Here is a 21,452-nt window from a genome sequence, read left to right as displayed (position 1 = left end):
GGGATTTTGTCCATTGCTATTGCGCTTTCTTTCTGGTAAAAGAAAAACGGAATTAACTTCTATCCATTATAATTTTGTTACAGCGTATATAAGGCGAGGCTAGGAACTTTGGTATTAACAATACTTGATTCTATCCGTTATAATCTTGTAACGACGATCGCTTCCCTTATTTTGTCTAAAGATTTTTTCGCTTTTTCTTTATTTAATTTCATAACATTGACGTAGAGGGCATCAATTAGACTCAATTGGGCAATCCGTGAAGACAAGGCTTCTGACCGGTATTCCGTTTCTTCAGCGCTCGTATATAGAACGACATCAGAATTTTTGGCAAGCGGCGATTTCGGGTAACCGGTTATCCCGATGATTTTCGCTCCATTTTTCTTTGCTGTTTTTAAAATATTGATCGTATCTTTATTTGTACCGGAATGTGAAATAACAACGGCCACATCATGTTTTGTCAGTTGGGAGGCTGACATAATTTGAAAATGGGAATCCATAAAGGTAAATACCTTGATACCGGTACGAATAAACTTATGGTAAGCATCCATGGCAATGACGGCTGACCCGCCTGTACCATAAAAGTCAACCCGACCGGCATTTAGCAGTAAATCTACAGCCTGCTCAATAGCGGTTTCATCAATTAAGTTTAACGTACTTTTTAATGTATGAATATTTGATTGAAAAACTTTTTCCATGACTGTTCTTTCATCATCTGATTCACTAATTTCTTCATGGATTTGTTGAATCGGTTCAATAATTTCAGCAGCAAGTGTGATTTTCATTGCTTGAAAGCCTTTAAATCCGATTCGTTTACAAAAGCGAAAGACTGTAGCATCGGCAACATTTAAATCTTCGGCAACATCATTGATTGTATTATGAATAATGTTTTCAGGGTTATTTAAAATATAATCCGCAATCTTTTTCTCTTTTTCACTTAAGCGTGCATAATGGGAGCGGATTTGTCCTAAACAATTTTTTGACATGGATAATCCCTCGCAATAAGATATTTTGCCTATAGTATAACACATTTTGTTAATGAAAAAATATTTCTTTTAGTAATTATATTTTACAAAAATTTTTACTCACAAACATTGAAAGGAGCAATAAAAAATGCAAATTGGTTTAGTTGGTTTAGGAAAAATGGGTTATAATTTAGCATTAAATTTAAGAGATCATCATCATGATGTGATTGCTTATGATATTCATTCAGAAGCAGTTGAAAATTTTAAAAAGGATGGTGGAACGGGGGCAAACTCGATCTCTGAACTAGTTTCCCTGCTGTCCAGCCCAAAAGTCGTTTGGGTAATGGTTCCGGCTGGTGAAATAACGTCCAATGTTATCAATGAATTAAAAGGATTATTGAAGGAGAATGATATCATTATTGATGGTGGAAATTCCAAATACAAAGATTCCATCGCCCGGGCTGAAGAATTAAAGAAGCTTGGCATTCATTTTCTTGATGTCGGGACAAGCGGCGGGATTTCCGGTGCAAGACATGGTGCATGTATGATGATTGGCGGTGAGGAATCAGTTTTCCAATCGGTTGAAACAATTTTTAAAGATGCTTGTGTAAAAGATGGCTACTTATATTGTGGCAAACACGGCAGCGGGCATTTCTTAAAAATGGTGCATAACGGTGTGGAGTACGGTATGATGCAGGCTATTGCAGAAGGGTTTGAAGTTTTGCATAAAAGTGAATTTAATTATGATTATGAAAAGGTGGCAAAAAACTGGAATAATGGATCGGTTGTTCGTTCTTGGTTAATGGAACTTATAGAAGATGCTTTTTCAAAAGATGCGAAATTAGACGAAATAAAAGGAATCGTGCATTCATCCGGGGAAGGAAAATGGACGGTGGAAACAGCCCTTGATCTTCAAGTCCCGGCTCCGGTTATCACCCTAGCATTAATGATGCGCTATCGTTCGTTGGAAGAAGATACGTTCGCAGGAAAAATTGTCGCCGCATTACGAAATGAATTCGGCGGCCATGAAGTTGAAAAATAAAATATTGGTAGTAAAATTTGATAATTATTTTATTTTTAAGTAGATTTACTTACATACAAAAAAATCATTAAAATCTAATTAAGTGAAACGCTATTCAGTGGGAGTCCACTGAAAAAATTGGTATATAGAAAAGTAGAAGCCAATTACCTATTATATGTAGACAATTGACTTTTTTGATTTACGATATATCGATAAATGTGCTCATTAATTACGAAAAGCAAATACTTTTTCAGTGGTCTCATTTAGTGGGGCTTCCTTTCCTTCCCCACTAAAATAGTAACCCGCCAGAATCAGGCAGCTGAGTACCCCGCTCAAAATTTCTCGTTAAGGGTCTTACTGCCCGTTAAGGCGGGATAAAAGTTTAGGTAATCCGGACACTAGAACTAGTTTTCAATTAGATGAAGTTTTAAATTATTTAGAAATTTTGACTTACCCTTGTTTCTATCTTTTCTGGTTTTCTTTTCTTGAACCAGGCAATCACTGCTGCAATCATTAAAGCGAATCCTAAATACCCCATTGTTGCATATACTTTTCCTACAAGTGTTGTAAAACCAACTAGACTTAAAACATACCCAAGTAAACCGATAATCACTACGCTAGGTTTATACATCTTACTATCAGGTGCAATGAATCGTACAATAAAGGAATAGAGCATCCCGACAGCTGTATTATAGATCATGCCTAGTAAAGCTATAGCCATTAATATTCCAACGACTGGATGAATTTGTTCCGCAAGTGCCAATGTCGGCATATCTGCTCCCGCTATAACATCTATTTTCGCAAACATTCCAATATGGATAAGGATAATTAATCCTCCCAACATCACACCACCAAGAATACCACCCATCCCAGCAACTTTTCTGTCTTTAACTCCGCCGCTCATCACGATGAGTAATGCGGCACCTGCAGCTAAATTATAAGATACATAGAGAAAGGCACCTATAATCCAGTTGGGTGCTGCAGAAGCTTGAACTTTTGCCATTGTATCTGCCTCAGGAAATGATAGATCCATAGTAAAAATCGAATAGATTAAAATGATAAAAATAATCGTCAACAAATATGGTGTTATCATCGCAATAATATTAATAATTTTTGTCGTATTTAATAATAGCGTTAGAATAGTGAGGACAATCATTATCATACTACCAACCCTTGTATCAATACCGAAGATTTGCTGAAAGGTAGACCCAGATCCAGCAAACATAACAACGGCTACACCAAATAAGAAAAATGTAATTAAAATATCAAGAATAGGACCAAGATAGCGACCGCCAATATGATAAATGACACTTTTATGTGAAGTTGCTTGTAAATCTGTTCCCAGCTGAGCAAATGTATACCCTAAAAAAATGAAAAGGAGGGTGGCAAGTAAACCACCAACAGTCCCCCAAATACCAAAACTTGTGAAATATTGCATGACTTCTTGTCCAGAGGCAAATCCAGCCCCAACGATTAATCCGACAAAGGCACTACCAATTTGAAAGCTTTTTTTCATACGGTGGTTCCTCCTGATCTATATTCTTTTTTTGCTACGGTATAGGCTTCAACCGTTTCGCGGTCTACTTCATAACCGATACCTGGTGTTTGTGGAACATCAATATACCCATCTGTTGCAACAACTTCAGGGCGAATGATATCTTTTTCCCAATAGCGGTTAGAACCAGCTGTATCCCCCGGTAGGATAAAGTTTGACAAAGTTGTTAAAGCAATATTATGGCTACGCCCAATACCTGATTCAAGCATACCACCGCACCAAACGGGAACACCCTTTTCTTCACAATAATCATGAATTTTCTTCGCTTCTGTGAGTCCTCCAACTCGTCCAATTTTAATATTAATTATTTTTGTACTTCCCAGCTCTATAGCCTTTCGCGCATCTTCCAAAGAATGGATGCTTTCATCTAAACAAATTGGAGTTTTCAATTCCTTTTGCAACTGTGCATGGTCGATAATATCGTCTGATGCTAACGGTTGTTCAATCATCATTAAGTCAAATTCATCCAGCTGTTTTAAAAGGTCGATGTCTTTTAAACGATAAGCAGAGTTTGCATCAGCCATAATTGGTACATTTGGGAAGTGTTCACGTAAGGAACGTATCACGTCTACATCCCAACCTGGCTTAATCTTTACTTTAATCCGTTTATAACCTTCCTTTAAAAAACCATCGACAACACGCAGTAATTCATCAATCGAGTTTTGAATACCAATACTGATCCCAACTTCAATTTTATCTTTCGTTCCTCCCAGGGCTTGAGCAAGGGATTGGTTCGTTTGTTGAGCGTATATATCCCATATGGCACCTTCAATTGTGGACTTTGCCATGTTATTTTTGCGAATCGGAGCAAACATTTGATTCACTTCATCTGGATGTTTTATTTCCTTATTTAAGATCAGTGGTATTAAAAAATCCTCCAACATATGCCAGTTTGTTTTTAAGGTTTCTTCGTTATACCAAGGGGCATTAAATGCAACAGATTCCCCCCAGCCAACGGTTCCATCTTCATTTTTTGCTTCCAGCAGTAAGAATTCCTTATCCTTAAATGTTCCAAAGCTAGTCGTAAAAGGGCTTTTCATCGTCATTTTTAAATGACGAATCGTGATATCTGTAATTTTCACAGTTATTCTCCTCCAAGTTCTAATGTGTCTTTTTTAATAAAAATATATTTACCATTTGTATCATGCTTTTCTAATTGTACCGCTGCATAGCCAGCATGGAAAAGTTTTTGAAAAAGTCTGCGTGTCTTTAGTCGCCAATCCAGCGCAAGATCTTCGCTGACTGCTTTTAAACCCTGAAAATCCTTTGGGACAGTTATGGAATATGCTTGGCCTGTTAATTCGTTTTCTTGCTCTGTAATACAGACAGGTTGTCCCTTTTCATTAAATGCTAGTGTATTCAGAGGTAAGATACTTTGTATGTTTGGAACATGTTTTTCAACTACATGCGGGCTTTTTACATACCAATGAACTTCAAAGCGATCGGATGGGAGACCTTGGTTAAGGTTATCATTCATTTCTCCATAGCAATTTTCAATATATGTATTGCATATACCATTTAATTTCGTTAGATTGAGAAAAGCATTTCTTGTCTCAAGTGGGTCATAAGTCCACTTTATCAAGGAATAGCCCTTTTCTATAGCAACTTTGCATTGACTTCGCTTCAGCATTTCACCAATGCCTTGTGAACGATATGCTTCATCAATCCCAAGCATGTGAGAACATAGATAACTCTTCCCATTTTGAAATCCGGAAAATCCATAGCTAAAACCAACTAATTTCTCTCCGTCAAAGGCACCAATGATTATACCGCCGTTTTTTACTGCTGTCAGTGTTTGATGCGTTGGTAAAACGGGGTCCATTCCCCAAACCTTTCGTTCAAGTTCCTGAACTTGTTCCATTTCATTCATTGTTTTTAGTTCGCAAATGTTAATCATAACTTTTCACCCTTTTCTAAATATTCTAGTGTTAACACAAGTGCCCGCGTTATAATTACTGAACTTGTTGATAGTCTATCTTGGTTAAACACCATGTTTGGATGATGTAGTCCTGGTGTAACACCGCAGCCAATCCCTAGCATCGTCGTTTTTAGTTGTGGCTTCAAGAAGGTATAAAAGTGAAAATCTTCTCCACCAGGTGTAATTACTTCTTGTGCACAGTTTTCCTCCCCTATTACATCGATAATGGCTTCCTTTAAAATCATTTTTGCTGTGTCATCGACCTGAGCTGCAGCAACATGTGCGTCAACTTGATAAGGAATGGATACATCATACATCATGCTTACTGCAGTAATAACCTTTTCGAAGCCGCTTGTTAATACCTCCATGGTGGCATTGGTTTGTGCACGTGCATCAATGCTGAATGTGGCATTTGCTGGGATAATGTTTGTCGCGGTGCCACCAGCGTGTAGCTGAGTCATTTTGATGGAGGCTTGCTCTGTAGGACTAATCCAAATACGCTTTAGCCCATCAATGATTGCAGATGCTATTTCAATCGCATTTTTCCCCTCTTCCGGCCGTGCCCCATGCGCTTCTACACCTTGAATTTTACCTGAGAAAAGCTTAGCTGCTCCGTGATGTAAGGCTGGTGCAAACGTTCCATCCTTAAGTTCAACAAGAGGACGGACATGTGCACCATATAAAAATTGCAACGAGTCAACAACACCTTGTTCGACCATTGCTTTTGCTCCTTGCGCTTTTTCCTCAGCAGGTTGGAAAATAATACGGACTGCCCCTGGAAGTGTTGGCGCCAAATCTTTTAATAAAAGAACTACGCCAAGTGCCACCGTCATATGTCCATCATGACCACAAGAATGGTTTGCTTGAAATTTTCCATCGACTTCTTGCCAAAGAGCATCCATATCTGTTCTGAATCCAACTCGAGGTGTTCCTTTACCAATATCCACATATAATCCAGTCATATTTTCAAAGGTTTTTGGTTTTAAGTTTTCCGATTTGAGAAAACTCTTAATGTATTTTGTTGTTTCTACTTCATTCCAACTGATTTCTGGGTTTTCATGTAAATGGTTAAAAATAGGTTGTAACCTTTCCGCTAATTTTTGTACCAACATTTTTTTCAACTCCATTATTCTGCGATAAAACTGTTGTTAGGATCATCATAATGTAATCGTTGTTCGTTATAATATTCAGGATCAAATGACATCATCCCTGTTACTAATAAATTGAGGAAGGATATTAGTGCAGGCATCAAGTCAATGGTTGATTTTTCTGTCTGTTCTAATACGAAAGCTTGTGAACAATGCTCATGAATCGGTGCTAACTTTGAATCAGTAATCCCAATAACCGGAATCCCCCGTTTGTGTAAAACTTCAGCTATTTGAAGCGGTTCTTTAAAATAACGATGTAGTGAGATCACGATGACAGTCGATTCGTCCGTTATTTCCTGCATGATTCGAGTAAATTCAGGTGTTTTAGCTTGGATTATCGATACATTTGGCCGAAGAATACTCATTGTAAAATGCAACCATTCTGCAGCGAATCGTGAAGCACCAACTCCCATCACATAAATATTTTTTGCTTCATGTAATTGCTTGGTTACTTTAAAAAACATTTGTTTATCGACCTGTTCAAATATTCTGTTAATTCTAACTATATCTTTCCCTATTGCCTTTTCGATTAGTTGTTGGTCATTAAAAAGTTCTTTTTTGGATGAAAAGTAATTACCAAGCGTACTAGCCGTTGTTTGATTAAAAACAAATAAGGTAATTTCCCTTTGTAATTGAGCATAACCTGTCAATCCAAGTGCGTAACAAAAACGGATAACGGTTGTTTCACTTGTCTCCGCCTTCATACCAACCTCAGCTGCTGAGTGTGTAGCAACATATGTCGGATTATTTAGTACAAAACTTGCAACCTTTTGCTGCTTTTTTGATAGTGAATGAAAACACATTTCAATCGTTTCTTTTATTGTTTGTGTATCCCCCAAAAGAAGTCTCCCCTTTAAACTTAGTCAAAAAGAAGTTTAAACTTTTTTAAAGTTTAACATAACCTCAATAGTAAAACAAGTGGAAAAGGTATTGCTATTGTATTAATAGTATTATGTTAGAAATACACACTTTCTTTTGGAAAGAGATCTCCCTTGTATTTAGGAGTTCATAGGATACATGAAACTTTCCCCCCTTTTCCCCGTATGATATAGACAGAAAGGGAATTTACCATGAAAAAGTTAATGGCATGTTTTCTATTTTTTATTAGCATTAGCCTATCATCGGCAATGGGGCATTTAAGCAAAATTCTTGGGTTTTAATTTCAGTCTGGGCATTAATTTGAAAAATTATTGCCACTTATCCAGGAGAGCAAGCGAAGCGAAGTAGCCGAAAAGCGTACAAAAAAGAGTGTCTTGAAAAACCCAATATTTAAATACTATCGAGAAAAACTTGCCACATACCTATTTTATGACTCTGTTGTAAATTACTTTGTATGAATGTATAATATAATTAAGAATGGTCCTATACTATACCACTACATTATTTTGAGAAGTGGTGAGGTTTATGGAAAATGATAAGGAGGAAAATGAAATGGCTGTTTTAGCTCTTACTGAACAGTATATATTGGATGAACAAGCAGCTAAAAGAATTATTTCCGCCTCTCCAATAAAATTACCCAAAAGTAATGAGTTTAATGATCTTTATTTAAGTGATAAAGACAGAATTGCTCATGCTTCAAACGTACTTAAAAGCAGAAAATGCAAGTAATAAGTTTATCAAGTCTTATAGAAGCTGGTGAGGAGAGCGAGGTACGAGATTATCTCTCCTCTTTTTCGTGTTCATTAAACTCTGGGGTGGAAAACTTCTTAAAGAATCAATCTATTGAAAATGAAAAAAGGGGAATGACTCGAACATTCATTATAATTGATGAAGAGAATAACAACGACATAATTGGTTATTTTACTTTGATGAATAAGCAGTTTGAATTTGCAGAAGGTGTTTCGAAATCTGTAAGACAAAAGATTGCCTTTAATAAACACGCTTTATCAGTCAGTACCATTTTAATTGCACAACTAGGTAGGGCAGATCAGTATAAAGGTATTATTCCAGGATCTGAAATTTTAAGATTAGCATTAGAAAATTGCAAGATCGTTTATAGAACAATAGGCATGAGAATTGTATGTGTAGAGTATGAACCTATTGATAAAATAGAAAAATTCTATTTAAATAATTCTTTCAAGTTTTTACAGAAAAACCCAAATGGTCTTCGGTTAGCATTCTTAAGATTATCCTAATTTAATATAAATATTGAAATACTATTATTTGAAAAATGACTTCTCATATTTGAGATGTCTATTTTTTCTTCGTTTAGAATGACGTTTATACTTACCATTACTTTTACTTTGATTTGGTGCCATTTCAATTTTTTTATCCTTTCGAATTCATTTAATCCAACAGCAAGATTTTCAAAAGGATTGTCGCCTTTAAGCATTTGAGTAAAGATTTCTTTTACAATATCAGATTGAGCATTTTTTTCATAAAGTTCCGCTTGCTTTTCTAATTCCATTTTTAATTTTTTTATTTCGGCATCAAATCAGCTTTAATTTTCCGCATTTCAAAATTATGTTGTTCTTTTATTTTTTTAATTTCTGCTTCTAATGATTTATTTGCTTGATATCTTGCGGAATAAAATGAAATTATTGCAGGTACTAACCCAACTAATAAAGGTACTACAATTGTTGTAATAATATCCCAATTCACAGATATCCCTCTCTTTGTTCAATATAATGGTTATCACCCAAAAAGCCCATTTTTCAAAAACATTCACGCTCAAATGACAATATATTGTGTCTTGATAAAAATTGTTAGTACTATATTTGGCGCAAATCTTTCCTTAAAACCTTTTTGGGTGCTAATCATATAATAAATTTTATCATGGTTTTTGAAAAAGAGAAATATTATGTCACATAATTAATATTGCTTTTAATTAGGGAATTTAATGGGACATTTTGTTGAATTCAACTATTTTAATATTTTTAAAACAGCTAAGATAGAGTCTACCTGCTTATTTTTGATCATTTTACGCAAATTTTACGCATAGATTTTATAAACCCTTATAATATAAATGTTTTGACTTCTTTTTCGACACCGACCACCGGTATTTGCAATGGACTACTCAATGCATATTTGCAGCAAAATAGCAATGTGGAGGTAACGGAGACACACATTTCTCGAAAAAAAATTACTCAAACAAAAAGTCCTTCACCAAATCTTTAAGTATAGATGAAGGACAAGTATTGAGGAACACAGCACATATCGTATTAATTTCTACACCCATTTTTGCTGGAACTTGGTTATTTCGTCGTATTCACTTTCCAACAAACGGGATACTCGGATAAAAATCGGGATAAGATCCTCATAAATTTCAACATTCTCTTCCTTTGGTTGATGGGCATGGGTGGTTCCGATCCATTCCGAAATAATCGAGAAGTCGTCGATTTTACCTAACGCATACATACCGAGAACAATGGCCCCTAAGCAAGAGCTTTCAAAGCTTTCCGGAATAATTACTTCATGGTTGAAAATATCTGCCAACATTTGCCGCCACAAATCCGATCTGGCAAAACCCCCTGTCGCATGAATTTTATTTGGTACCCCTATTAATTCTTGAAGGGCCAACATAACTGTGTAAAGGTTAAAAATAACTCCTTCCAAGACAGCTCTTATCATATGTTCTTTTTTATGATGAAGTCCGAGACCAAAAAACGATCCTTTGGCATTGGCATTCCACAGTGGTGCACGTTCGCCGGCCAAATAAGGATGGAAGAGAAGTCCGTCCGCACCCGGTTTGACCCGTGATGCGATTTTCGTCAGAACATCATACGGGTCGATACCCAGCCGTTTCGCAGTTTCCACTTCACTGGAAGCAAGTTCATCACGTACCCATCGGAAAGTCATCCCGCCGTTATTGACCGGTCCACCAACGACCCAGTGGTTTTCCGTCAGTGCATAACAGAAAATCCGGCCTTTCGGATCTGTCACCGGCCTATTCGTAACTGTCCGAATGGCACCGCTCGTCCCGATTGTAACAGCAACAACACCTCGATCAATCGCACCAACACCGAGATTGGATAGAACACCATCACTTGCTCCAATGATAAATGGCGTGTCAGAAGATAAGCCCAGTTCAGCTGCCAGTTCTTGTTTAAGTCCCCGTTTCACAAAAGTGGTAGGTACCGGTTTGGATAATTGTGCTTCTGAAATGCCGGCGACCTGTAACGCCTCTTTATCCCAAGCCAGTTGTTCCAAGTTAAAAAGACCGGTCGCAGAGGCAATTGAGTAATCAATAATATATTCATGAAAAAGTTTATAAAAAACGTACTCCTTGATTCCGATAAATTTGCTTGCCTTTGCAAAAAGTTCATGATGGTCAGATTTGAGCCAGGTAATTTTTGCGAGCGGAGACATCGGATGGATTGGCGTACCTGTCCTTTTATAGATTTCAAGCCCGTTCAGCTCTTTTTTGATTTTATCAGCCCATTTGGTTGCCCGGCTATCTGCCCAGGTAATGCAACGGGTTAATGGTTTTCCTTTGTCATCAACTAAAATTAAACTGTGCATGGCGGAACTAAAGGATACCAGTTGAATTTTTGCAGAATCGATTGCAGCTTGACGAATGACTTCTCTAATCGAATGGAGAACCGCTTGAAAAATCTCATCCGGATCTTGTTCGGCAATCGACGGGGCCGGACTATAGAGCGGATATTCTACATGTTGCATTTGGATTACCTTGCCATGCTCACCGAATAATACCGCTTTTGTACTTGTTGTACCAATATCGACACCTACATAATAATTTGTGTCTGTCATGTGTTTTCGATCTCCTCTACGAACATATATAATAAGTAGTTTATCCAAAATCTTGTGAAAAAAAATTACTTTTTATAATAAAATTACTGAAAAAATATTTCCTATAATGTTATTTTACCAATGAAGGAGAAATATTGAAAGTGGTTTCTACCATTTTTCGATATTATATTGTCTAGAATTGGTTGCATTTATTTTTCTTACATAAGTTATGTTTTTTGACATTTTAGGATAAACTTAAATATAATTATTTCGATATAGAAATAAAAGGAGGAACACAAAATGGTAAAAATAGGGATTTTAATTGGATCTTTACGGAAGGAATCTTTCTCCAGGAAATTAGCTGAAAATGTGTCCGCTCTATTTCCTGAAGGTTATGAAACGGAAATTGTTGAAATTGGAAATCTGCCGTTGTACAATCAAGATTTTGACGATTATAACAATGTGCCGGCTGAATATACGACATTCCGTAATAAAATAAAAGAGATTAATGCAGTTTTATTTATAACTCCTGAATACAACCGCTCTGTGCCGGCTGTATTGAAAAACGCATTAGACGTTGGTTCCCGTCCTTATGGCAAAAGTGTATGGGACGGAAAACCGGCTGCTGTTATTAGTCAATCTCCGGGTAACTTAAGTGCATTTGGTGCCAACCATCATTTACGCCAATCACTCGTTGTCTTAAATATGCCGACTGTTCAACAACCGGAAGCCTATATCGCTAATGTAGCCACTCTATTTGATGAAAATGGCAAAATAAACAAGCAAGATACGATTCAATTTCTTCAATCATTTGTCGATGCTTTTGTTGATTTAATTAAAAAATATCAGAGCTAAGTTTTAACCGCTGGACATTTTTTGCCTCAGCGGTTTATTTTACTATATGGTGGGGAAAAGCGGAATGGCTGCCAACTTTTGGATGGTGTAGAATATTATTATACAAATTAACTTTTTAGGAAGTGGAAAAACATGTTAGGACTAATTTTATGTATCCTTATCCTTCCAATCGGGATGATATCCGGCATGATTCTATTTAAAAAAAGTACCATTCCCTACAACGAGAATAGTGATATCGAGCATGGAAAAATTTCCGTTATTATTCCTGCCAGAAACGAGGAAAAGAATCTACCAAATTTACTTGATTCTCTATTTAACCAATCTGTTCAACCGGATGAAATTATCGTTATTGATGATCATTCACAAGATCAGACTAAACATATCGCTGAAGAATATGGTGTCACTACCTTTACAGCACCTCCTCTGCCAGCGGGTTGGACAGGGAAAAATTGGGCCGTTTGGAATGGTTATTTACGATCAAGCGGAGATATTTTACTTTTTCTTGATGCCGATATTCAACTTGCTGAAAACGCCATACAATCTCTTATATCAGCACAAAAGAGACAGAGTGGTGTTTTATCTGTTGTCCCTTATCACAGGGCAGAAAAATTTTATGAAAAATTTGCAATGGTGCTAAATATATTAGGGGCATTTTCTTTCACTTCCCCCTTTGAAAAAAACAATCTTCAAAAAGGACTCTATGGCGCTTGTATTGTAACGACTCGAGACGATTATGAGAAAGTGGGCGGTCACCAAATGATTCGGTCTGAAATGCTGGACGATTTGAATTTGGGCGCCTTGTTTCAAAATGCCAGAATAAAAGTTTCCAACTATATTGGGACTGATCTTGTTTCCTTTCGTATGTACCCAAACGGGATAAAAAGCGAACTGGAGGGGTTTGCCAAGGGGGCTATCTTAAGTACATCTTCTCTTCATCCATTGACACTCTCCTCTATTATTCTATGGATTATTGGGCTGGTATCATCACAATTTTGTTTCCTTTTTTTCGGATCCAAGTATTTCATTCCGTTACTGATCGGTTATATTTGTTTTGCCATTCAAATATTCTATATCAACCATTATATTGGAAGCTTTGGCATCGTCCATCCATGCTTTCATTTTCTATCGATGCTCTTTTTCCTTGCAGTCATTGTCTACTCTCTGTACCAATCTGTATTTCGTAAAAAAGTGATCTGGAAGGGCAGGTACATTCAGGTTGGAAGGGGTGATCAATCTTGACAGTTGTTTGGACACTCATCGGATTTTTTAGTGGCTCACTCATGTTTTCTTACTGGATTGGCTGTTTATTGAAAATGAATATACGAGAAACAGGAGATGGTAATCCCGGGGCGGCAAATTTGTGGAAAGAGGCCGGTTTTCAATTTGGTTTGTTAGGAATTGCTCTTGATTTTCTCAAGGGTTATGTACCGATCTATTTTATTTTACAAACGGGCAACGAAACAGGGTTTGAGCTGATTCCGATTGCATTGGCACCAATCCTAGGGCATGCATTTTCCCCGTTTTTAAAATTTAGCGGCGGGAAAAGTTTAGCCGTTACCTTTGGCGTATGGAGCGCCTTAACTCAATTTCGTGCCTCCTTCATTTATGCACTTATCTTAGCCTTCTTTTTTATCCTAACAAAAATAATAAAAAAAGGCGGGAAAACATCAAGTAATGAGGACGGGATTCAGACAACCGTTGGATTCTTTATTCTGTTATTCTATTTATTTTATAAACATTATCCGAAATTTATGCTTTGGACTTGGTTAGGCAACTTCTCTATTCTTTTATGGAAAAACCGAAATGCTTTTATACAACCGATTAAAAATCGCAGAGCAAAATCACTTATTTGAATAAAGTTATCTTGCACGTCCTTCCGTATAACAGGAAATCAACCTCAGATAGCTAAGTCGTTGACGTGAAATTTGTGCTAAAGTGGATCATCGGAATTTCATTTCTAATTTCAAGGATTTATAAGTAGATAGGAGAGAATTATTGAACGTAACCGTAAGACTTCATTGAAACATCATGGTCCCACGGTTATTTGTTATGCGTAACCGATTGAAGTGCGTTTATTTTAATGGGAATACCTCAAATAAGTTGTTTGGAAAATTCCAAAAAAAACGTGAAATTAACCTGATGATATGGTATCCTATATTTGAGTCTAAACTATCTTTCACCGAGAGCAATAATTTCCCTATTATTTAAATGTCCGGTTGTATTAAAAGTTCAGATACATCAATAATCAAAAGGAGAAAAAGAGTGAAAAAGAAATTAAGACGTTCTTCAACCTTAATTTCTGATTGTGTTTTCATTATCATTCCGGTATCCAATATCAAGTACAGCTTGACAACGGGGTGAAGAAAAAATAGCCTTGGTTGGTTGAAGCCAGCCCATAAGTCAGGTAGATTCTTAACTTAGGAAACATACCCACAGAAGCCCGATGTCAAACAATTCATTATGCTTCCGGACTTCATTCAGCCATTAAATTAACGCCACTGTAATTACTGTTTAGCTCATTTTTTCAATTCCCTCGGCTGTGCTTTGCATTTACACACGCCTTTGCTTCCGTACTTAGTGATTATTTATCTCAACCATTAGTTTTTCTATTTCCGTTTCTGTTAACTCTGTCATTTCCATGATGTCGGATACTTCAAATCCTTTTCTTAGCATTTTTTTCGCTAGTTCTCGACTTGCCTCTCTTTTCCCCTCTTTTAGCCCTTTCTCTAGTCCTTCTTTTATCCCTTCCGCTATCCCTTCCCGCCTCGCTTCTCCGCGAATTGAGTTGAGATCTTTCAATGCTTTTGCACGGGCTTCATACAATTCCCTTGCTTCCGGGTCCAGGCTTGCTACTCTTAATGATTCCACCATCTTTTCCATTACCGGGTCTTGTTTTGCCATCTCAAACCACCTCGTATCATCTTCATTTGTCAAAAAGCGTATCTATTTTGCCTTTCGATCATTCATTGGGATTTTCCCCGCTTGATCTTGTCGAATAAACTTCGGCATTTCAGTAAAATGTAACTGCAAAAGATCAGGGAATAGCTCATGCCGTCTTTCTTCCATTAACCGAAAACAACTATGATAAGGAGTAGAAGAAAAAAATGGAAAGTCCAATAAATTAATTGCCACAACCCGTTCTACCTTAGTATACTCATCACTTACAAATAATTGATTTTCAATTAATTTGGACGCATAATACAGAGAGCGTTTATGCATATTATTATGGTTCGTTAATTGCATTTCAATATTAATATATCCATAGCCGGGAACTTTCGCCTTAATATCCAAAATAGAGCCTTTATCATAGATACTTTGTTTATTGATGATTGGGTTTAATATTTCTACAGAAGTAAAACTTTGCAACGCAGGCACATATAGAAAATCATTTAAAAACGCTAATAACAGTTCTTTTGATTGATCATTCTCACTGCCAAGTATCAATTTTAAGACAAAATCATTTTTTGGCTTTAACCAATTAAATGGCGTTTGTCGTACCATATTTTAATGCAACCATTCCTTTCAACTAATATAATTATACATGAATTTTAAAATCTAATAAAGCTATTAACTGAATTTTTAAAACTTAATTTAGAAGAAAAATTCTATTGTTGGATTTGGTACAAAATAGGATGAAAGTAAAACAAATTCAGGAGAAAAGAGCAAGGAATTTCGGATGGAGAGCGGATTTAATGATTTATTCGACCAATTTCGCCAAAAATCCTTCTGCTTTTAAAAAAATTTCTATTAAAAATTGGAGGCCACTGAAAAACGATTCGAACAAGTTCGCTTACTCAATAGTAGGATAGACCACAAAAATACATCTAAATATGGTTTTAAGCAATTCAGGACTTTTTCAGCGGTCTCTAGAAATAGCACGGTTATGTCCACTTAATATATAGAGAGCCCTTCAATACGAGTACTTTTTCCTAAGCACATTGATTTTGATAAAGCCTCCATATTGATTTCTTAACGTAAAAAATCCCAAGAATGGCTTTACTTCATCCTTGGGTTTACAGATTTTATTTTGAAACTTCCACCAGAAGCTTATCCGTTTATATTATACTGTTTTAAAATCTGCTCCAATTTCATCGCTTTGGCTAATTCGCCTTTGATTTTTAATTTACCTGTCATGAAGGCGACTGTTCCGCTTAACTTCCCGGTTAAAAATTTCCGAAAACTGTCCGCTGACATAACTAATGTACAATCCGCTGTCGTTTCGCTTGTCGGAACAACTATGGCCTGTCCTCCGTTTAGCTTAAGTTGGAAGGAATCCTCTTCATCTCCGGTAAGGTCAAACTGATAAACGACATTTACATCAGCAATCGGCGCCGGATTTTCATTTAATTCTTTTTCAATATACTGTTTAATTTCTGCCAGTGAAGCGTTTGTCACCTGTTCACTCATTACTAAACATCCCCTTATGAAATATATTTTTCAGCCTCGATATATCGGGCTGCAATTTCTCGCTTCTTTTCAAAAGTTAATTGCATTGGATATTGAGCGAGTTCTTTTTTTATCAATTCAGCTGTTTTTTCGGCATCAACCCCGATTCCACCCATGAGTTGCCGTGCCAATGATTCTACTTTCAAAAGCACTTCATCGACAAAACAAACAGCGAGACTTTCTTTTAGTTGTTCTTTTGGCAAACCATTTTTCTTTACCGCTTTCAAAGTCCTGAGTACCGCTGATTCGGCTGCATACAAATAGATGGCAATATCGGCCAATTTCATAATCGACTCTTGTTCGCGCTCCAACTCCAGCCCATATTTCAAATAAACGCCCCCGGCCAGTAGCAAAAACACCCGCCGAATCGATTGAATCATTTCTCTTTCACGGGCAAGAGGTCCATCAAGCTTTTTCTTCGTGCCTGTTGCTTCTTTAATCACTCGGTTAATCAGTGCTTCAAGGTTGAACTGGCCTTGAGCTGCTCTTTTAAATAAAAATCCCGGAATTAACAATCGGTTGATTTCATTGGTTCCTTCAAAAATCCGGTTTATTCTGGAGTCGCGGTACACTTGTTCAATGTGGTAGTCTTTTATAAAACCATAACCGCCATGTAATTGGAGTGCTTCATCCGCCACTTGATCCAATGTTTCCGAGCCGAATACCTTGCAAACGGCACACTCGACGGCATATTCTGACAACCGCTTCTCAATCACTTTATGGTCTGTTTCATCATAAAGGTCACCTAGTGCATCTTCTAACAAACCCGCTGTCCGATATTGTACGGATTCCGCAGCATAAATACGAGCTGCCATCGTAGCCAGTTTTTCCTGTGTGGCCGAAAATGAAGAAAGCGTCCGACCAAACTGAATTCGTTCATTTGTATATTTAAGAGCCAGCTCCAATGTCGATTTGGCGCCACCCATACATGCCGCTCCAAGATTGAAACGGCCAAGATTCAACACATTTAAAGCGATTACATGACCACGCCCAATTTCACCAAGTACATTTTCAACCGGGACAAGACAATTGTCGAATATTACCGAGCAAGTTGAGGAGCCTTTTATCCCCATTTTGTTTTCCTCAGGACCAATGATTAAACCGGGAAAATCCTTTTCAACAATAAATGCTGTAAATTTTTCATCATTCACCTTTGCGTAGACAATAAACGTATCGGAAAAAGCAGCGTTCGTAATAAATTGCTTACTGCCGTTTAAAATATAATGCGTCCCTGCCTCATTTCGTACGGCTGTTGTTTTTGCACTTAAAGCGTCGGACCCGGCGGAAGGTTCCGTTAAACAATACGCACCAATATATTCACCGGACGCCAACTTTGGTAAATATTTTGCCTTTTGTTCTTCCGTACCAAAATAGGTAATCGGTAAAGTCGCGATGCACGTATGGTTGGAATGTGCTACCCCATAAGCACCGGTCCGTCCGACATATTCTCCGACAATTCCTTTTGATATTTTATCAAGACCAAGTCCGCCATATTTTTCCGGTACACTGTGAGCCAGCAACCCCAATTCCCCGGCTTGGCGCATTAACTTTACGACACAATCAAAATCTTGACTCTCAATATCTGCATTTTTGGGAATCACTTTTTCTTCAACAAACTGTTTTGCCGTGGCTGCAATCATCTTCTGTTCGTCTGTTAAGTCTTCTGGTGTAAAGATAGATTCGCCCTCTATTTGTGCCACTAAAAATTCCGCACCTTTTATAGATAACCCCTTTTGAACCAACCTAATCAGCCCCTATATCGCGTTTTCATCCATTTGGTATGAGTGAACATTCACTCATTACGGCATTAAAAACCCACCGCTGACACTAATACATTCTCCGTTAACAAAACTGGAATCATCCGATGCTAAAAACGAAACGACCGATGCCACTACAGATGGATTTCCCATTCTTCCGGCAGGCGTCAACATAATACCCATCATCTTAATATTTTCCGGAATATTTCTTGTCATATCGGTATCAATTTGACCCGGCGCAATTGCATTTACTGTAATATTTTTTGCCCCATTTTCTTTCGCTAGCGTTCTTGTCAAACCGATGACACCGGCTTTTGCTGCACTGTAATTTGCCTGTCCCATATTCCCCCAGCTTGAGGTTGATGAAATATTTACGATCTTTCCATATTCTTGTTTCCTCATTTTTGGAATGACGGCTTGGCATGTATAGAACATACTATTTAAGTTGACATTGATGACCGCATGCCATTGCTCCGGTGTCATTTTATGAAAAAACGCATCCCTGACAATGCCGGCATTATTTACTAGAATATCAACTTTGCCGAGTTTTTCATAAATTTGATCAAAAACTTGATTAACTTCTTCCTGATTGGACACATCGCATTTTAGCGATATGGCACGTTCACCCGTTTTATCTATTTTTAAAATAGATTCTTTCAACTTATCCAAGTTTACATCAAGACACACGACAGTAGCACCATCTGCAAAAAGCCGCTCAACAATGCTTGCGCCAATTCCTTGTGCTGCTCCTGTAACAACAGCTACTTTATTTATTAATTTTTCCAAGAACAAGTACCCCCTTATCCCCTTCGTTGTAATTAAAAATATTTCAAACCAATCATATGGTTATCACCCAAAAAGGTTTTAAGGAAAGATTTGCGCCAAATATAGTACTAACAATTTTTATCAAGACACAATATATTGTCATTTGAGCGTAAATGTTTTTGAAAAATGAGCTTTTTGGGTGCTAAACATCATATCATATTATCCTAGTTTTCGAAATTGATAAATATTAACCTTAGCATACTTTTAAGATGACAACATTAAATTATGCAATTTGTGTTGGAGATATGATTATTAAGGTTTATTTTGTCTTCGAGAGAGAAATTCCGGGGGCTGTTCGTACCCTTTTTCAGATGGTTTTGCCCATGAGAACAGTTCTCGGAAACAGATTGTACCAAATTAGCTACGATTATAAAAATAACGAAAATCATTTATCCTTGGAAGATTGATTAGGAATATTTGCCGGGTTCGAATCAATGTCAGAGTCGTCAATTGTTTTGAGACGTTTCAACCATTTTAATATAATACCTTCTTTAAAAAAATTAAGTAGTAATCCTTCACCAAATCGCTCAAACCGAATGATACACATAATCATTGCTAAGATACATTGCGCATCTAGTAATTCTACCTTTGCATCTCGCAAACCCGCTGTATTCGGTTGAACCCCGTAATCCTCTAAAATTAAATGATATTTCATCAGTTTATATTCCGGATGACTTTGTGAAAATTGATAGAATTCATCAACAAACATTTTTACCAGCTCATCATATTTTACAAACGGCATTTGTTTCGGGTGTTCAGAACTCCCATCATTTTCATCATCAAAAACCCAATCACCAAAATACGCACGATCAGATAGTTTCCCGATATATTTCGTGAGCATTTTAAACTTGCTATGTGGGTGCCCAGCTTCGGTAAATTCACACCATTCATCATAAATCGCACGCAATTCATCATCTAAATAAGTTAACGCTTTCTTTCTAAGAATTTCCGGGACTCCGTAATAAGCTTCTGCTATAGCACCGGTAATAGCCGCCAGCGTGTCACTATCACCGCCGACTGAAATCGCAGTACGAATGGCATCTTCAAAGGAACCGGATTCTAAAAAAGCTGCGATAGCTTGAGGGACTGTTTCTTGGCATGTCTCATTAAACTGGTAGCTGTCCCTGATTCCACCAATAGTAAAATTTAAAGGATAATAGGAACTGTTAATTTTATTTCGTATTTCACTTTTAGTACATCCATTCCATGCCATAAAGATTGCCACTGCTGTAGCCTCAGCACCTTTCAATCCTTCCTCATGGTTATGAGTTACACCTGTGACAATTTCAGATAACTTGCACGCTTCACTTTCTGTCCTTGCAATGAATCCCACCGGACTTATCCGCATGGCAGCCCCATTTCCAAAACTGTTATAAGGTTCAGGATTCGCACAAAAAACCCATTGATTAAATCTATATCCATAACCACAATCAGGATACTTCCGTCCGATTTCCTGCATATACCGTACCGACATTTCCTCAAGGAGAGAGTAGTAGCCATTTTTTTCATAATCTTTATTAATGGCCCTCTCTGTCTCCATAATCGCCTTAGCAATAGCAAGCGTCATAATACTATCATCGGTTACATGGCAATCTTCTGCAAAAAGTTTGAAATTCTTGTTTCGATGATTATTGAACTCAAAACGAGATCCAACAATATCGCCAATAATCGCACCAATCAAAACAATTCCTCCCTCAAACATTTCATATTAATCTTTATGCAAAAAATATCTCTCTACTTTCATTAATTAATTGTAACCCATCTTGAAACGTTTGTTTATTATTATTCATGATAAAGAATGATTTTTCTAAATCATTTCCAACCTGATAGAACAATAGCCTGAAACGCTAATATGTGAAACGTTCATGTAATTTTATCCATAAGCCTCTAACCTCCGATAACCATTTCGCAACATTTTGTGTCAAGTTTCCATTTTTATTGACAATTAATATATTGCTAGTAAAATTTTAAATTATATTAAGATATTTTTAGGTGTAGAGGTAAACAATTGCTCTGTGTATATTTGAAGTTTGTGCATTGAGTGAAAAGCTAACGTCAAATCAAATTTATACAAATGAATAGTAAGCTAGCGAAGAATGCTTTGGGTCACACTAAAGCAGGAGCAGCTTCTGGAGAGATCGCTAAATTAGCGGCGCCGAAGGGTTCACAATCTCAGGCAAAAGGACAGAAGGGTAACGAGTAATGACTATTTGTTATTCTTTTCTATTTGCCAAGAGGTTGGAGAAATCCAATCTCTTTTTGTTTTTTGTAGCAAC

The 21,452-nt window shown here is 37.0% G+C and carries 19 protein-coding genes, 1 pseudogene and 1 riboswitch; of the genes and pseudogenes, 6 read left to right on the top strand and 14 right to left on the bottom strand.

Annotation, left to right across the window (positions count from 1 at the left end; all coding sequences use genetic code 11):
* Nucleotides 1–137: 137 nt before the first annotated feature.
* Nucleotides 138–983, bottom strand: coding sequence for a MurR/RpiR family transcriptional regulator (locus NSQ14_RS01475; protein ID WP_343127269.1), 846 nt, complete (start codon nt 981–983; stop codon nt 138–140).
* Nucleotides 984–1,110: 127 nt separating this feature from the next.
* On the opposite strand from NSQ14_RS01475, the gene gnd reads away from it, so the two are divergent.
* Nucleotides 1,111–2,004, top strand: a complete 894-nt coding sequence (gene gnd / locus NSQ14_RS01470) for a phosphogluconate dehydrogenase (NAD(+)-dependent, decarboxylating) (protein ID WP_041845385.1) — start codon at nt 1,111–1,113, stop codon at nt 2,002–2,004.
* Nucleotides 2,005–2,419: 415 nt separating this feature from the next.
* Here gnd and NSQ14_RS01465 read toward each other — a convergent pair whose 3' ends face one another.
* The 5 genes from NSQ14_RS01465 to NSQ14_RS01445 are packed head-to-tail and all read right to left on the bottom strand — an operon-like array spanning nt 2,420 to nt 7,443.
* A complete protein-coding gene (locus NSQ14_RS01465) occupies nt 2,420–3,499 on the bottom strand; it encodes a YkvI family membrane protein (protein WP_227092938.1) in 1,080 nt (359 codons plus the stop codon).
* A complete protein-coding gene (menC, locus tag NSQ14_RS01460; RefSeq protein WP_029143114.1) occupies nt 3,496–4,620 on the bottom strand; it encodes an o-succinylbenzoate synthase in 1,125 nt (374 codons plus the stop codon). Before menC ends, NSQ14_RS01465 begins: the two co-directional genes overlap by 4 nt.
* Before the next feature lie 2 nt (nt 4,621–4,622).
* On the bottom strand, nt 4,623–5,408 hold the full coding sequence (locus NSQ14_RS01455) for a GNAT family N-acetyltransferase (RefSeq protein WP_227092939.1): 786 nt from the start codon (nt 5,406–5,408) through the stop codon (nt 4,623–4,625).
* Between the two features lie 23 nt (nt 5,409–5,431).
* The gene (locus NSQ14_RS01450) at nt 5,432–6,568 is read right to left on the bottom strand and encodes an amidohydrolase (RefSeq protein ID WP_034767321.1); all 1,137 of its coding nucleotides are present in this window, start codon (nt 6,566–6,568) and stop codon (nt 5,432–5,434) included.
* Between the two features lie 14 nt (nt 6,569–6,582).
* Complete coding sequence (locus NSQ14_RS01445; protein ID WP_095141762.1) at nt 6,583–7,443, bottom strand: MurR/RpiR family transcriptional regulator; 861 nt, start codon at nt 7,441–7,443, stop codon at nt 6,583–6,585.
* Between the two features lie 565 nt (nt 7,444–8,008).
* Here NSQ14_RS01445 and NSQ14_RS01440 point away from each other — a divergent pair.
* Both NSQ14_RS01440 and NSQ14_RS01435 read left to right on the top strand, forming a co-directional pair.
* Nucleotides 8,009–8,212: a hypothetical protein gene (locus NSQ14_RS01440; RefSeq protein WP_034767316.1), complete on the top strand. Its 204-nt coding sequence runs from the start codon at nt 8,009–8,011 to the stop codon at nt 8,210–8,212.
* Nucleotides 8,203–8,739 (top strand): hypothetical protein, encoded by a 537-nt coding sequence (locus NSQ14_RS01435; RefSeq protein ID WP_346216780.1) that lies wholly within the window; start codon nt 8,203–8,205, stop codon nt 8,737–8,739. Before NSQ14_RS01440 ends, NSQ14_RS01435 begins: the two co-directional genes overlap by 10 nt.
* Here NSQ14_RS01435 and NSQ14_RS01430 read toward each other — a convergent pair.
* The 3 genes from NSQ14_RS01430 to gntK form a co-directional block, all read right to left on the bottom strand.
* Entirely contained in the window at nt 8,736–9,011 is a 276-nt protein-coding gene (locus tag NSQ14_RS01430; RefSeq protein WP_346216779.1) for a hypothetical protein, read from the bottom strand. The genes NSQ14_RS01435 and NSQ14_RS01430 overlap by 4 nt on opposite strands.
* 11 nt (nt 9,012–9,022) lie before the next feature.
* A complete protein-coding gene (locus tag NSQ14_RS01425; RefSeq protein ID WP_052514508.1) occupies nt 9,023–9,205 on the bottom strand; it encodes a hypothetical protein in 183 nt (60 codons plus the stop codon).
* Nucleotides 9,206–9,772: 567 nt separating this feature from the next.
* On the bottom strand, nt 9,773–11,314 hold the full coding sequence (gntK, locus tag NSQ14_RS01420) for a gluconokinase (RefSeq protein ID WP_034767313.1): 1,542 nt from the start codon (nt 11,312–11,314) through the stop codon (nt 9,773–9,775).
* Nucleotides 11,315–11,593: 279 nt separating this feature from the next.
* On the opposite strand from gntK, the gene NSQ14_RS01415 reads away from it, so the two are divergent.
* The 3 genes from NSQ14_RS01415 to NSQ14_RS01405 all read left to right on the top strand — a co-directional run bounded on the left by NSQ14_RS01415 (nt 11,594) and on the right by NSQ14_RS01405 (nt 14,001).
* On the top strand, nt 11,594–12,148 hold the full coding sequence (locus NSQ14_RS01415) for an NADPH-dependent FMN reductase (protein ID WP_034767311.1): 555 nt from the start codon (nt 11,594–11,596) through the stop codon (nt 12,146–12,148).
* Nucleotides 12,149–12,280: 132 nt separating this feature from the next.
* Nucleotides 12,281–13,387: a glycosyltransferase gene (locus tag NSQ14_RS01410; protein ID WP_034767309.1), complete on the top strand. Its 1,107-nt coding sequence runs from the start codon at nt 12,281–12,283 to the stop codon at nt 13,385–13,387.
* Nucleotides 13,384–14,001: a glycerol-3-phosphate acyltransferase gene (locus tag NSQ14_RS01405; protein WP_034767307.1), complete on the top strand. Its 618-nt coding sequence runs from the start codon at nt 13,384–13,386 to the stop codon at nt 13,999–14,001. Before NSQ14_RS01410 ends, NSQ14_RS01405 begins: the two co-directional genes overlap by 4 nt.
* Nucleotides 14,002–14,722: 721 nt before the next feature.
* Here NSQ14_RS01405 and NSQ14_RS01400 read toward each other — a convergent pair.
* The 5 genes and pseudogenes from NSQ14_RS01400 to NSQ14_RS01380 form a co-directional block, all read right to left on the bottom strand.
* Nucleotides 14,723–15,649, bottom strand: a pseudogene (locus NSQ14_RS01400) (Rpn family recombination-promoting nuclease/putative transposase).
* A 546-nt stretch (nt 15,650–16,195) separates the two neighbouring features.
* Nucleotides 16,196–16,555: an SCP2 sterol-binding domain-containing protein gene (locus NSQ14_RS01395; protein ID WP_227092848.1), complete on the bottom strand. Its 360-nt coding sequence runs from the start codon at nt 16,553–16,555 to the stop codon at nt 16,196–16,198.
* 14 nt (nt 16,556–16,569) lie between these two features.
* Entirely contained in the window at nt 16,570–18,336 is a 1,767-nt protein-coding gene (locus NSQ14_RS01390; RefSeq protein WP_346216778.1) for an acyl-CoA dehydrogenase family protein, read from the bottom strand.
* A 57-nt stretch (nt 18,337–18,393) separates the two neighbouring features.
* The gene (gene fabG / locus NSQ14_RS01385) at nt 18,394–19,137 is read right to left on the bottom strand and encodes a 3-oxoacyl-ACP reductase FabG (RefSeq protein ID WP_340500366.1); all 744 of its coding nucleotides are present in this window, start codon (nt 19,135–19,137) and stop codon (nt 18,394–18,396) included.
* Nucleotides 19,138–19,561: 424 nt separating this feature from the next.
* On the bottom strand, nt 19,562–20,857 hold the full coding sequence (locus tag NSQ14_RS01380; protein WP_095142093.1) for an ADP-ribosylglycohydrolase family protein: 1,296 nt from the start codon (nt 20,855–20,857) through the stop codon (nt 19,562–19,564).
* A gap of 438 nt (nt 20,858–21,295) precedes the next feature.
* A riboswitch (glycine riboswitch) is annotated at nt 21,296–21,374 on the top strand.
* Nucleotides 21,375–21,452 lie beyond the last annotated feature (78 nt).

Source organism: Caldifermentibacillus hisashii, assembly GCF_039654145.1.
Taxonomy (GTDB): Bacteria; Bacillota; Bacilli; order Bacillales; family Caldibacillaceae; genus Caldifermentibacillus; species Caldifermentibacillus hisashii.
The sequence above is the reverse complement of the archived record's forward strand: the minus strand, read 5'-3'. Positions and strand labels throughout refer to the sequence as shown.